General features: G+C 35.5%; 8 protein-coding genes. 6 read left to right on the top strand and 2 right to left on the bottom strand.

Going from position 1 to position 14,842, the window contains the following annotated elements; all coding sequences use genetic code 11:
• The first annotated feature begins 114 nt into the window (after positions 1-114).
• From dnaE to J7E44_RS05460, 4 genes are all read left to right on the top strand, one after another.
• Positions 115-4,782 (top strand): DNA polymerase III subunit alpha, encoded by a 4,668-nt coding sequence (dnaE, locus tag J7E44_RS05475; protein WP_214826377.1) that lies wholly within the window; start codon positions 115-117, stop codon positions 4,780-4,782.
• 345 nt (positions 4,783-5,127) lie between these two features.
• Positions 5,128-7,374 carry a T9SS type A sorting domain-containing protein gene (locus J7E44_RS05470; RefSeq protein ID WP_214826375.1) on the top strand — a complete coding sequence of 749 codons (2,247 nt, stop codon included), beginning with the start codon at positions 5,128-5,130 and terminating at the stop codon, positions 7,372-7,374.
• A gap of 114 nt (positions 7,375-7,488) precedes the next feature.
• Positions 7,489-9,453 carry a T9SS type A sorting domain-containing protein gene (locus J7E44_RS05465; RefSeq protein ID WP_214826374.1) on the top strand — a complete coding sequence of 655 codons (1,965 nt, stop codon included), beginning with the start codon at positions 7,489-7,491 and terminating at the stop codon, positions 9,451-9,453.
• 114 nt (positions 9,454-9,567) lie between these two features.
• Positions 9,568-11,550 (top strand): T9SS type A sorting domain-containing protein, encoded by a 1,983-nt coding sequence (locus J7E44_RS05460; RefSeq protein WP_214826373.1) that lies wholly within the window; start codon positions 9,568-9,570, stop codon positions 11,548-11,550.
• Positions 11,551-11,612: 62 nt separating this feature from the next.
• Here the strand turns inward: J7E44_RS05460 and J7E44_RS05455 are convergent, their stop codons facing one another.
• Both J7E44_RS05455 and J7E44_RS05450 read right to left on the bottom strand, forming a co-directional pair.
• Positions 11,613-11,771, bottom strand: a complete 159-nt coding sequence (locus J7E44_RS05455) for a hypothetical protein (protein WP_214826372.1) — start codon at positions 11,769-11,771, stop codon at positions 11,613-11,615.
• 43 nt (positions 11,772-11,814) lie between these two features.
• A complete protein-coding gene (locus J7E44_RS05450) occupies positions 11,815-12,642 on the bottom strand; it encodes an ion transporter (protein ID WP_214826371.1) in 828 nt (275 codons plus the stop codon).
• Positions 12,643-12,703: 61 nt separating this feature from the next.
• Between J7E44_RS05450 and J7E44_RS05445 the strand changes: the two genes are divergently transcribed.
• Together J7E44_RS05445 and J7E44_RS05440 are read left to right on the top strand one after the other, a co-directional pair.
• Positions 12,704-13,801, top strand: coding sequence for a Nif3-like dinuclear metal center hexameric protein (locus tag J7E44_RS05445; RefSeq protein WP_214826370.1), 1,098 nt, complete (start codon positions 12,704-12,706; stop codon positions 13,799-13,801).
• Positions 13,802-13,803: 2 nt separating this feature from the next.
• Positions 13,804-14,580, top strand: a complete 777-nt coding sequence (locus J7E44_RS05440; protein ID WP_214826367.1) for a zinc ribbon domain-containing protein — start codon at positions 13,804-13,806, stop codon at positions 14,578-14,580.
• Positions 14,581-14,842: the final 262 nt, after the last annotated feature.

Raw genomic sequence — 14,842 nt, 5'->3', positions numbered from 1 at the left:
TTAACTGTAGATGATTTAAATTATAATTATTGACTATTAATAAAAACTAATTAAAGACAAAAAAAATTGGAGTAACTTTACATTCTCTTTTTTAATTAAAAAGCTAGAAAATACATGTATTTAGTTTTTGACACAGAAACCACAGGGTTACCAAAGAATTTCAATGCTCCACTTTCAGATTCAGATAACTGGCCAAGAATGGTACAGATCGCATGGCAATTGCATGATAATGATGGAACATTAATTGAAAATCAGGATTATATCATTAAACCTGAAGGTTATGATATTCCCTTTAATGCAGCCCGGATCCACGGGATTACTACAAAGATAGCAAATGAAGAAGGTAGGGATCTTGAGGAAATTCTTATGGAGTTTTCTAAGGTTCTGGAAAAAGTAAGGGTAGTTTCGGGACACAATGTAGAGTTTGATTACAATATAGTAGGTGCGGAATTTTTCAGAAAAAATATAAATGACCATCTTCAGGAGAAGCCGAAGGCTGATACCATGATCCTTGGGACCAATTTTTGTCAGCTTGGAGGAGGAAGAGGAGGGAGGTTTAAACCTCCGAAATTGGAAGAGCTTTATGAAAAATTATATGGAAATAAATTTGATGAAGCTCACAATGCTGCTGCCGACGTAAATGCTACAGCTCAGGTTTTCTTTGAAATGATGAGGATAGGAATTGTTCCTGCGGAGGTTTTGAAAATTTCTGAAGATCAGCTTTCCTATTTTAAATCATTATATCCAAATCCTATTAAGCCTTTCGGAATTGTAATCAGAAGGCAGGTTGCAGATTTTCATAATAAGAAAAAACAAACCGATTTTGGAAGTATTGATGAAATTGACCTTGGAAAATATTTCAACTTTGATAATCATAGTGTTTTCTCTACATTATCAGCAACATCCAGTATTTCAGATCTGATCAAAAAGGCGACCGATGATAATTTCCCAGCCGTAGGAATGGTGGATCTTGGAAATATGATGGGAGCCTTTAAATTTGTTTCAGCTGTAGAATCCACGAATTCAGATCGATCAAAAAAGCATAAAGAATATCTTGCTAAAAAGCAGGAAGCCGAAGAACAGGGAGAAGCCTTTAATGAAGAGGAACCTGTTTCAGAACCTTTGATCCCGGTTGTAGGTTGTGAATTTTATATCTCTGATCGATACGAACAAAAGCAGTTTACGAAAGATGATCCAGATAGAAGAACGCAAGTTGTGTTGCTTGCTAAAGATTTTAATGGGTATAAAAATTTAGCGAAACTTTCCAGTATTGGTTTTCTAAAAGGATTTTATTTTGGGGTTCCAAGGATAAGCCGCGAATTGATAGCTGAATATAAAGAGGGTTTAATTGCTCTTACTTCCGGTATTCTAGGAGATGTTCCAAATGCTATTTTAAATACAGGGGAGCAAAAAGGAGAAGAGCTTTTTAAATGGTGGAAAGATACTTTTGAAGATGATTTTTATGTTCAGGTTCAAAATCACAACCTTCCTGAGGAAGAGCATTTAAATGAAGTCTTATTATATTTTGCAGATAAATATAATGTGAAAATTTTAGCGCAAAATGAAACTTTCTATACTAATAATGATGATTCTAATATTCAGGATATTGTAAGTTGTATCAAAGATGGGGAGAAGCTGTCAACGCCTGTTGGAAAGGGTTTCGGGAAAAGAAGGGGTCTTGCTACTGGTGAATATTATATAAAGAATAGTGATGAAATAAAGGAAACATTTCTAGCTTATCCGGATGCTTTTGAAGCGTATGAAGAGTTTTTCGCGAAATTCAGCCCCTACACTTTAAAAAGAGATGTACTACTTCCGAAGTTTGATATCCCACAAGAGTTTATACATGCTGAAGATGAGATAGATGGAGGAAAGCGTGGTGAGATGGCTTATTTAACGCATCTTACTTATGAAGGAGCAAGAAAGAGATATGGTGAGGATGGGATTACAGCAGATGTGAAAGAGCGTCTTGATTTTGAATTGGATGTAATTGCCAATACAGGATATCCGGGATATTTCCTTATTGTACAGGATTTTTGTAACGAAGCACGGAATATGGGAGTTTGGGTAGGTCCTGGAAGGGGATCTGCGGCAGGATCTGCTGTTGCTTATACAATCGGAATTACCAATGTAGACCCCATTAAGTATGATCTCCTTTTTGAGAGATTTCTGAATCCTGAAAGGGTTTCGATGCCCGATATTGATATTGACTTTGATGATGAAGGAAGGGACAGGGTTATTAAATGGGTAATTGAGAAGTATGGTCAGAGTCAGGTCGCCCAGATTATTACCTATTCAGTTCTTGGAGGTAAATCGGCTATTAAAGATGCCGGTAGAGTATTGGATGTTTCAATTCCAGAAACCAATAATATTGCAAAGCTAATTCCTTCAACACCAGGAATGAATATCGCTAAAGCTTTAGCAAAATATGATAAATTAAAGCCTGAAGAACAAATGCTCGTTGATGAGATGAGATATATTCTTGACAGCCCTGAAGATTCTCGTTTCGATGTTCTTGCGAGTGCAAAAAAAATGGAAGGCTGTATCAGGAACACTGGGATTCATGCTTGTGGTGTTATCATTACGCCGGAAGATGTAAGTAACCTGGTTCCGGTAACGATTGCTGCAAAAGATGCTGATATCTTAGTTTCACAGTTTGATAACTCGGTTGCAGAGAGCGCAGGATTGTTAAAAATGGACTTCCTGGGTCTTCGTACTTTAACGATTATTAAGGATGCTGTAAAATTGGTTAAAGAGCGACATAATGTAGATATTGATCCGGATACCATTCCTTTGGATGATGCTAAGACCTATCAGTTATTTAAAGAAGGTAGAACGATCGGTATTTTCCAGTACGAAAGTGCCGGAATGCAAAAGTATATGCGCGAATTAAAGCCTACTGTTTTTGCCGATCTTATTGCAATGAACGCTTTATACCGTCCGGGTCCTATTAAATATATACCTAACTTTATTAATAGAAAGCATGGTATTGAAGAGATTGTTTATGATTTACCGGAGACTGAAGAATATTTAAAAGAAACATACGGAATTACCGTGTATCAGGAGCAGGTAATGCTTCTGTCTCAGAAATTGGCGAACTTTACCAAGGGTGAAGCAGATACACTGAGAAAAGCAATGGGTAAAAAGCAAATCGATGTACTTAATAAAATGTATCCCAAGTTCATTGAAGGCGGAAAGATCAATAACCTTGATGAGGACAGGCTGAATAAAATCTGGAATGACTGGAAAGCTTTTGCAGAATATGCCTTTAACAAATCTCACTCGACCTGTTATGCTCTAATTGCTTATCATACTGCTTATTTAAAGGCGAATTATCCGGCGGAGTATATGGCGAGTGTGATGAGTAATAACATTAATAACACGGATTCAATTACGCTGTTTATGGAAGACTGTAAGAGTATTGGGGTTGATGTTTTGGGTCCTGACGTTAATGAATCTCAGTATAAATTTTCAGTAAATGAAAAAGGTCAGATCCGTTTTGGTTTAGGAGCGATTAAAGGGATCGGAGAGGGACCAAGTGAAGGAATTACAAAGGAAAGAGAAAACGGGAGGTTTAAAAATATATACGATTTCTTTGAAAGAATATTGCCATCTCAAATGAACAAAAGAGTTGCAGAAAGTTTAGTATTGGCAGGTGCTTTTGATGAATTGAGCTCTTTTCACAGAGGTCAGTATTTTGATATAGATATGGCTGGAAGGACAAATCTTGAAAGATTAATAAGATATGGACAAAGCTTTCAGGAAGGAAAAAATGAAATGGAAAATTCTCTTTTTGCTGATTTTGCCGAAGAAGTTCAGATCGAGCAACCGAAATTGGCACCTTGCCCGGAATGGCCTAATATGCACAAGTTAAATAAGGAGAAAGAAATTATAGGATTCTATCTTTCGGCACATCCTTTAGATGAATTTAAATATCAGTTCCAGTTTATACAGGGGCAGCTTTCTAAAAAAGCGGTATTGGAAAAAGATGAAGGCGAAAAATTAGTCGTAGATGAAGTTCCTATTCTTGAGGTAGATACACCAGATGAAATAGTAGATGTTGCAGAAATTATTTCTGATGAATTACTGACTGGAGAAGAAGAATTAATTGAGGAAGTCGTTAAAAAAGCTGAACCAAAAGGTAATTTTGGATTTTTAAATCTCGATGAGGTGGATGCTTTTAAAGAGCAGGCCTTTGCTAATAAACCTGAAGAATTATTTGAAGAAAAGAAAAAAGACTGGAAAACTTTACAAAAGGAGAGAGAGAATGGTGGTGCCGGAAAAGAATATACAGTTGCCGGTTTGATCACAGAATATAGAGTTCAGGATGGTTTTAGGAGTGGTGAAAAAGTAGCTTTCGTTACTTTGGAAGATTACTCGGGATCTTATTCTTTTAGGTTAGGGGATAGGGATTATATGAAATTGAAAGAAAAACTGGAAGTCCAACGCTTTGTTATCTTTAAAATAAAATTTGCTCAGGTAAAAGACGGAAGGGTTTTTGTAAATGTAAATGATGTTATTGAGCTTCAGGAGGCTTTTGAAAGATTTGCAAAAAGTATCTCTTTGGTAATGGATGTAATGGATTTCAGGCCGGAAGATTTGGAGTTTTTCAGAAACGTTCTTGATAAAAATAGGGGTGATCAGAAGTTTAAATTTTACATTAAGGATATGGATGATGATTCACAGATTGAAGTACAGTCGATGAAACATTCTGTTGACCTCAATGGAGACCTTATCAAGGAAATTCAATTACTCAATAAATATGAATTTTATTTGAACTAATTTATTAGAATTATATAATATAAAAAAGTGGCTTTTGGTCACTTTTTTTGTTTGCAGTAAAAATATTAAAAAAAATATTTCTAAAAATAAATTCTGCATTTTTGATGTTTTGTAGAAAAAAATTATGTGCAATAAGGGATGGGTTTTGTTTTTAAATGAATGATTATCAATTGTTTGAAATTAATTCCACAATTATTGATTTTTTAAGTAAAATCAAATGTTTGTTTAGTTTTGTTTAATAAAATTGGTTAAAAAACTTATTAATTGATAATGATTTTAATTAATAGTTAAATTTAATTGAAATATTTCATACTTTTATCGTCCAATTTAATTTTTTTACTACATATGAAAAAACTTCTACTATCGTGTATGTTAGCTCTCGGTATCGGGGCATCAGCACAAATTTTAGTCAATGAAAGCTTTGAGGGGTCAAGCTTACCTTCGGGATGGACAAGCAGTACGACCGGAACAGGGTCAACTAGTTCACCCAGTGGATATGGAACAAGCGCGGGAACGCCTTGTGCTGGTAGTAAAGCGGTATATAAAAATATTTACGGGACAACTTATACAGGTTGGAATGTAACATATACTTCTACTGCTTCTAATGCAACAGCTCTTACTTATTCTTTTAAATACCTTGCAACAGGTTATGGAAGCACAGGTCCAATCAGCGGAAGCGTTGCTGCAGATTATTCTGTGGATGGCGGTACGAATTGGGTTGATTTGCTTAGTACTGTAACATTAGACAGTCCAAATGGCACTCCAATACCTTGTACTGCCGTTTCAGGAATAATCCCTGCGGGAACAATTCCAACCGGAGCCAGTTTTAAGCTGAGACTTAAAAGCACAAGTACGGCTACCGGAGATTTTTATATGGGTTTTGATGATGTTCAATTGTCACAAACTGTAACAAGTGCTCCTGTATGTACTACAATTTCTGCTCCTGCAAATGCTGCGACGGGAATTTCTATAACGCCTACTATAACTTGGGCAGTAGCTGGGGGTGCAACAAGCTACACCCTGAATGTAGGAACTACTGCTGGAGGAACTGATATCATCAACGGACTTGATGTAGGAAGTGTTACTTCATACACGATGCCTTCTGCAACACCTTTGGCTTATTCTACCCAGTATTATGTAACCATAATACCTAAGAATAGTATAGGGTCTGCAACGGGTTGTACTGGAAATTCATTTACGACGATAACAATGCCTTGTCCAAGTGTTAGCTCGCCTCCTGGTACTGCAACCGGAGTTTCAACCATACCTACTTTTGCTTGGAGTTCTGTTACTGGAGCTACCGGGTATAAAATTACACTGGGAACTACATCTGGAGGTACGGATATTTTAAACAATACAGATTTAGGTAATGTTACTTCGTATACAATGCTTACCTCTTTAAATCCATCAACGGTATATTATTATACAATTACTTCTTATAATGCAGTTACAAATTCAGGAACTTGTACTGAAAGATCATTTACGACTACTTCAGTTGCTCCGCCAATTAATGATAACTGTGGAAATGCAACTGTATTAACTGTGAATGCTGATTTAGCATGTGGCGTTGTTACGGCAGGTAAGACATTGGGGGCTTCTCTATCTATGGCGGCAACACCTTGTAACGGAAATCCTGATGATGATGTTTGGTTTAGCTTCGTTGCTAGTGGTCCTGTACATGTTGTTAAACTTTCTGATGTTGTTTCAACAGGTACAACGTCAACCACAGATATGTATTTCCAGGTATTAAGTGGTGTGTGTGGTTCTCAGACAAGTGTTTTATGTTCTGATCCTAATTCAGCTACTGTAAGTGGTTTAACGGCAGGTGAGACTTATTATGTGAGAGTGTATACTTATTCAGGATCTGGATATAATGCTAGTTTCAATATCTGTGTTGGAACACCTCCGCCACCGCCATCAAATGATAACTGTGCTAATCCTATACCTTTAACAGTAGGAGGTACATTTGATACTAATTTTATTACAACTACAAACGTTGGTGCAACAGCAGATGGTACAGCTCAATCTTGCCAAACAAGTGCAACAAACAATGTATGGTACTCTGTAGTGGTTCCGGCTTCTGGAACATTGAAGATTGAAACCAATTCAGTTGCAGGCTCTACCTTTAGTGATTCAGTTATAAATGTATTTAGCGGTACATGTGGTTCATTAACAAATGTTTCTTGTGATGATGATTCTTCAGCAGATGGTAACTTCTCGTTTGTTTCATTAACTGGTCAAACTCCAGGAGCAACATTGTTGGTAAGTGTTTGGAGATATTCTTCAGGTACAGGAACTGATGGGGAGTTTAAGATTTCTGCTTATGATGCTTCTTTATTAGGAACTAATGAGGTTTCTAATAATAAGAATAATCTTAAAGTTTATCCGAACCCATTTGCTGATGTATTGAATATTTCTGATGTATCTAAAGTGAAATCTATTTCAGTTTCAGATGTTGCAGGAAGATTGGTGAAAACAGTCATTAATCCAAGTTCAACCCTTCAGTTAGGAGAGTTAAAATCAGGAATGTATCTGGTAACACTTGAAATGAAAGATGGTTCTAAACAAACGATTAAAACAATCAAAAAATAAAATTCGATTTAATTTATAAATAATGATGGCAGCTAAAATATTAGCTGCCATTTTTGTATTGTATTTGTTATTTTATTAGTAAATTAGTTCCTTAAACACTATATACTTGAATTTATGACAAAATTTTTACTTTCATGCTTTTTCTTTGTAAGCATGGCCTTAAGCGCCCAGATTGATTTGGGTACAGGAAGTACTGATGTTGGAGTTGCTCCAATAAGTACCTATTACGGATACTCTTATGTACAACAGATTTACCCTAAACAGGAAATCAACGCAAATGCTGCCGGAAATATCACCGGTCTTAAATTTTATCTGGACCCAACGATGTCTTTGGCAAACTCATCAGATTGGGTAGTGTATTTGGGACATACTACAAAGACGAATTTTATTTCTGATACAGATTGGATTCCTGTTGCTCAGCTCACACAGGTTTATGCGGGAACGATTACCAATGCAAACGGAGTGGTAGAAATTACTTTTGCGACACCATTTCCGTATAATAATGTAGATAATTTAGTGATAGCTGCCGAAGAGAACTCTGCAGGTTATGATGATAATGATAATGATGAGGCGATGTATGTATATCCTTCAGCCCCTAATTCTCTACTTTTTTATAAAAATGATAGTACTAATCCAGATCCGACTACTCCTCCGGCAGGAAATTTAGAAGGATATAAGTCGGTGATAACTATTACCGGATTAACGATGAGTGCAATTCCAGCTTGTCCATTGATTACTTATCCAATGAACAACGCGACATTTGTTCCACTATCGCCAACAATTACCTGGAATGCCACTTCGGGAGCCACTAGCTATAAAGTGTCAATAGGTACAACACCAGGAGGAACTGATGTAGTTAATCAACAATCTGTAACAACCAACAGCTTTGCTCCGCCCACTGCATTAACTCCTAATACAATGTATTATTTACGAGTGGTGTCTGTAGCAGCTGCCGGTGAATCATCAGGCTGTTCTGAAATTGCGTTTACATCTGCACCACCATTACCTACAAATGATGACTGTGCAGCAGCAATTACTTTAACGGTAAACCCTGATCTAAATTGTGGTACTGTAACCTCTGGTTATACATTAGGAGCCACCGACTCAGGATTAATTCCTGATCCGTGTTATGGTGAACCGGATGATGATGTTTGGTTTAAATTTGTAGCGACCGGTACAACTCATAAAATTTCTCTTTTGAATGTGGCCTCAATTGGAACAGTTGATGATACTGATACTTATTTTCAGGTATTTAGCGGAGTATGTGGTACTTTATCAAGTATTTTATGTTCAGATGCGACTTCTTCTGTAGTTTCAGGACTTACTGCAGGTGAGACTTATTACGTAAGAGTATATAGTTATTCTGATGCAGGAAGTAATCAAAGTTTTGATATCTGTGTTGGAAGTATTCCACCACCACCAGTGAACGATGAATGTTCCGGAGCGTTAGTTGCTTCTACTTTCCCTTATACCTATGTACAAGCTGATGGAGGTGGTGCTACGAATAACGGCGGTTTTGTTAATGCTTGTTCTAATACAATGAATGATGGAACATGGTTTACATTTGTAGGCGATGGAGGAGTTTTTGATATTACAGTTACCATGCCGGCAAATAGTGATTTTGATTCACAAATAGGTGTCTATAGTGGTACTTGTGGAAGCCTATCATGTGAGGACACCGTTGATGATACGGGTTCAGGAGAATCAGAGACCATATCAATACCTACACTGTCAGGAAATACTTATTATGTAAATATTGGTAATTTCAGTGGATTTACAGATAATCTTGAGGGTGCATTTACGATCACTATTAGTAAAAATAATTTAGGAACTTCTGAGGTATCAGGAAATAAAAATGGTCTGAAAGTTTATCCAAATCCATTTAATGATGTCTTAAATATATCGGATATTGCTAAAGTTAAAACAATAACAATTTCTGATTTTTCAGGAAGATTGGTGAAAACTATTGATAATCCTGGTTCTGTACTTCATCTGAATGATATTAAATCTGGAATGTATTTAGTAACAATGACCATGAAAGATGGTACTAAACAGACAGTTAAAGTAATCAAAAAATAAAATAAAAAATTAACTTGTAAATAATGATGGCAGCTAAGTTTTTAGCTGTCATTTTTTTTATTTATATGCTGTTTTATTGGTAAATTAGTGTCTAAATAACAAAAACTTTAATTCATGAAAAAAATTTTACTCTCATGCTTATTGATGATAAGCATGGCTTTAAACGCCCAGATCAATTTGGGTATGGGAAGTATTGATGTTGGAGCAGCTCCAATAAGTACCTATTACGGGTACTCTTATGTACAGCAGATTTTTTCAAAACAGGAAATTAATGCTGATGCAGCTGGGAATATTACCGGGCTTTCATTCTATCTGGATCCTACGAAACCTATTGTAAATTCGTTAGATTGGGTAGTATATTTAGGCCATACAACAAAATCGAGTTTTGTTTCTGATTCGGATTGGTTACCAGTTTCGCAACTTACACAGGTGTATGCGGGAACTGTAACAAATATTAATGGAGTGGTAACAGTAACTTTTCCTACTCCGTTTCCTTATAATAATATTGATAATTTAGTTGTAGCTGTTGATGAAAATTCTCAGGACTATGATGATAATAGCGATGAGGTGATGAATGTATATCCTTCAGCACCTAATTCAACTCTTTATTTTAGAAATGATGGGACTAATCCGAATCCTTCTTTCCCTCCTATAGGAAATTTAGCTTCATATAAATCGGTGATTACCATTAATGGATTAACAAAAAAACCAATTCCGGCTTGTCCTTTAATTGTTTATCCAACGAATAATACAGTTTTTGTTCCATTATTACCGACCATTATCTGGAATGCCGTTGCCGGAGCTACAGGGTATAAAGTGTCCATAGGAACAACACCAGGAGGAACTGATATTGTTAATCAGCAGTCTGTAACAAGTGGTAGCTTTGCTCTGCCTACTTTACTAAGTCCTGATACCATGTATTATTTACGAGTAGTTTCTGTAGCAGCTGCCGGTGAATCATCAGGCTGTTCTGAAATTACATTTAAATCTGCACCACCATTACCGATAAATGATAATTGTATAGGAGCGAAGACCCTAACAGTGAATTCTGATCTGGATTGTGGTGTTGTAACCTCCGGTTATACATTAGGAGCCACACCTTCAGGATTAACTGCAGCTCCATGTTACGGTGATCCTGATGATGATGTTTGGTTTAAATTTGTAGCGACAAAGACAAGTCATAAAATTTCCCTTTTGAATGTGACCTCTATTGGTACATTTGACGATGATGATATCTATTTTCAGGTTCTTAGCGGAACGTGTGGTGTCTTGTCCAGTGTTCTGTGTTCAGATGCTACTTCATCTATAGTTTCCGGACTTACAATAGGCCAGACTTATTATGTAAGAGTATACAGTTATTATGATACGGGTAGTAATCAAAGTTTTGATATCTGTGTTGGAAGTATTCCACCACCACCGGTAAACGATGAATGTTCCGGAGCGTTAGTTGCTTCTGCTTTTCCTTATAATTATGTGCAGTCTGATGGGGGAGGAGCTACTAATAATGCTGGATTTATTACTGCATGTGATAACGGAATGAACGATGGAACATGGTTTACATTTGTAGGTGATGGGGACATATTTAATATTGCTGTTAGTATGCCGCCAGGTAGTGATTTTGATCCTCAGGTAGACGTTTACAGTGGTACTTGTGGTAATTTATCATGTGAAGGTACTGTGGACAGTATGGCTTCGGGAGAATCAGAATATATATCGGTAGCAACAGTACCGGGAACTACTTATTATATTAATGTGGGGCATTATAGCCAATTTACAGATGAATTGGAAGGCACATTCACTATTGATATAAGCAAAGGAACTTCTCAGTCTGACAAAAATGCTTTGGGAGCTTCTAAGGTTATACCAGTTACAAAAGGTAATGGAGTTTATCCAAATCCATTTACTGATGTTTTAAATATTTCAGATAGTGAAAATGTTAAGTCAGTTATGGTTTCTGACTTTGCTGGAAGAGTAGTGAAGACTATAGATAACCCCGATTCTGTAATTCATTTGAACGGTATTCAATCAGGATTGTATTTGGTGACAATGACTATGAAAAACGGTTCTAAACAAACAGTAAAAGTGATCAAAAAATAATTTTGATTCACGTATAAATAAAAAAGGTGGCCAGTGGCCACCTTTTTTATTTATAGATTTCATTATTTAGCAGGGACAGGCTGTATATCTCCTGTACTCATATGTTCGAAAATGGTCGGAAAAAACATCACTAATATAAAATAAATGATGATCATTAAAGCAACTAAGGCGAAAAGGATAATTACTAAACTGTTTGGCTTATTTTTCTTTTGTGGTTCCATGATATTGTGATATTGGGTTAATAGATTAGTTTGATAATTAATATTAAGCTAATTTCTTGCCACATTGTTTGCAATACCTTGCATCATCATCAATATCTTCATTTCCACACCGATCACAGATCATTTCAAGATTTTGTCTTTTATTTCGCATTTCTGCTGTCACGATTCCCGTAGGAACAGCAATAATAGAATAACCAGCGAGCATCAGTATAACTGCAAAAAATTTTCCCATTGGCGTAATAGGAGATACATCACCATAGCCAACTGTGGTTACGGTAACAACAGCCCAATAGATAGATTGTGGGATCGTTTCAAAGCCTTGTCTTCCACCTTCTACCATAAACATCAGAGAGCCTACGATTACTGAGAAAATAATTAAGAATAAGAGAAAGATATAAATTTTTCTTGAACTGTTTTTGAGTGCCCGTACGATGAGATAACCGTCATTCATAAAATCCAGTAAATTGAAAATTCTGAAAACCCTCAACATTCTCAGCATTCTGAATATCAGGAAATACTTTGTGATTGGAAAGAAAAAACTTAGGTAAAAAGGAACCAGAGCCAGGAAATCTATAATGCCAAAGAAACTGAAAATGTAATTTTTTTTATTCTTGACAACTGTAATTCGCATCAGGTATTCAACAGAGAAAAACAAGGATATGATCCATTCCAGGATGATAAAAGTAATATGAAATCTTTTATCTAATTGTGGGACACTTTCCATCATGATAATAAGGGTGCTCCCAAGAATTAATGCTAATAGGACAATGTCAAAGAGTTTTCCCAGTTTTGTGTCGGATCGGTAAATAATACGGTACAGAAATCTTTTCCATAGGGTATCTTCAGGAACAAGATTGTGTTCTCTTTCCATAATAGGAGTTTTTTTAAATTTAAGAAATTATCCTTATTTTCGTAGCAAACATACATAATAAATGACAATTCGTGAAGTAATTTCAGAAATAGAAAAACGCATTCCAATACAGCAGGCAGAAGATTTTGACAATGTAGGTTTGTTATGTGGGTTTCCTGACCGTGAGGTAAATGGAATTCTGGTTTGCCATGATGCTCTGGAGGACGTCATAGGTGAAGCTATTGAAAAGAATTTGAACCTTATTGTTTGTTTTCATCCTATTATTTTTTCAGGATTAAAATCTTTAACCGGAAAAAACTATGTGGAAAGGGTTGTTTTAAAGGCAATTGAAAATAAGATTGCCATCTATGCAATTCATACCGCTTTTGACAATGATTTCTTTGGTGTAAACGCAGGAATATGTAATCAATTAGGATTAAAGGATCTAAAGATTCTTCAGCCTAAAAAGAATAGTTTGAAACAACTTACAGTTTTTGTCCCGAAAGATCATTCTGAGCAGATGAAAGAATCTCTTTTTTCTGCAGGGGCCGGAAATATTGGATTTTATGACGAATGCAGTTTCAGTATTAAAGGTAATGGTACTTTCAGACCCATCGCAGGATCAAATCCTTATTCAGGACAGCATGATGTACGGGAGAATGCAGATGAAAATATGATTTCGGTCATTTTTGAAAGCTATAAGCAAAATCAGATTATTTCGGCTATGAAATCTTCACACCCCTATGAAGAAGTTGCCTATCAGATTTATAGTTTGGATAATGAAAATCAATATTCAGGATTAGGGATGTATGGAGAATTTGAAGAAGAAATGGATCAGAAAGATTTTTTACAATTTGTAAAAGAGAAATTTAACCTTGAAGTGATAAGACATTCCGGGTTCAATGATAAGAAAGTCAAAAGAGTAGGCGTTTTAGGAGGTTCCGGAGCGAGTGGGATAAAATCTGCCTTATCTAAAAAATGCGATGCATACCTCACTGGAGACGTTAAATATCATGACTTTTTTCTGGCAGAATCAAAAATGTTGGTTTGTGATATAGGTCATTATGAATCAGAACAATGGGTTGTGCAACAATTATTTGAAATTTTGTCACAAAAATTTAGTACATTTGCAATCTCAAAATCCAACGAAAAAACAAACCCAGTAAATTATTTCCTTTAGATATGGCAAAAACCAACGATATTTCAGTTGAAGAGAAATTAAGAGCTTTATACGATTTACAAATCATAGATTCAAGATTGGATGAAATCCGAAATACAAGAGGAGAATTGCCAATTGAGGTTGAAGATCTTGAAATCGAAATTGAAGGGCTTGAAAAAAGAGCTGAAAAATTTCATGCAGAAATTAAAGATCAGGACGATCAGATCAAAACAAAGCATGAAGTAATTAACCATGCTAAAACTTTAATTGATAAATACAAGTCTCAACAAGATAACGTAAGAAACAATAAAGAGTTTGAAGCTTTAGGTAAGGAGATTGAATTTCAAGATCTTGAAATCCAGCTTGCTGAGAAAAGAATTAAAGAATTTGGTGTTAAAATCACTCATAAAAATGAGACGGTAGACGAACTAAATTTAAAAATCAACGATTTGAAGAACCACTTAAAATTCAAGAAAGAAGAATTGGAAGGTTTGGTTTCTGAAACTCAGAAAGAAGAAGATTATTTGATAGAACAATCTAAAGAATATGCAGGTAAAATTGACGAGAGATTACTAGCTTCTTATAACAGAATCAGAACAAACTCTATAAATGGTTTAGCAGTTGTAGGATTAGAAAGAGGTGCTCCAAAAGGATCATTCTTTACAATTCCACCACAAAAGCAAATGGAGATTGCTCAAAGAAAGAAAATTATTATTGATGAACATTCAGGAAAAATCTTAGTGGATGATGAATTGGTAATGGAAGAAAACGAAAGAATGAAATCTGTAATTAAGTTTTAATTACCGTTTTTTTAAATATAAAAGCTGTTTCAGAAATGAGACAGCTTTTTTTATTTATAGTTTCTTTATATTCTTTTTAAACCACAAAAGCCACAAAAAGTTTTAAACACTTCAGTCATCATGAAAGTCCTCGAATATTGCATATAAAGAACATATAAGTATCTTAAACCTTTGATCTTAGTAGATCAGGATAGTCAGGATGATTAGTGTCATATTCTACGGATAAAAATAGTCATTCCATTTGTCAGAAAACGAAATTCAA

Origin of the sequence: Chryseobacterium sp. ISL-6 (genome assembly GCF_018613715.1) — a bacterium.
Classification (GTDB): domain Bacteria; phylum Bacteroidota; class Bacteroidia; order Flavobacteriales; family Weeksellaceae; genus Chryseobacterium; species Chryseobacterium paludis.
This window is presented reverse-complemented; position numbering and strand designations above follow the sequence as displayed.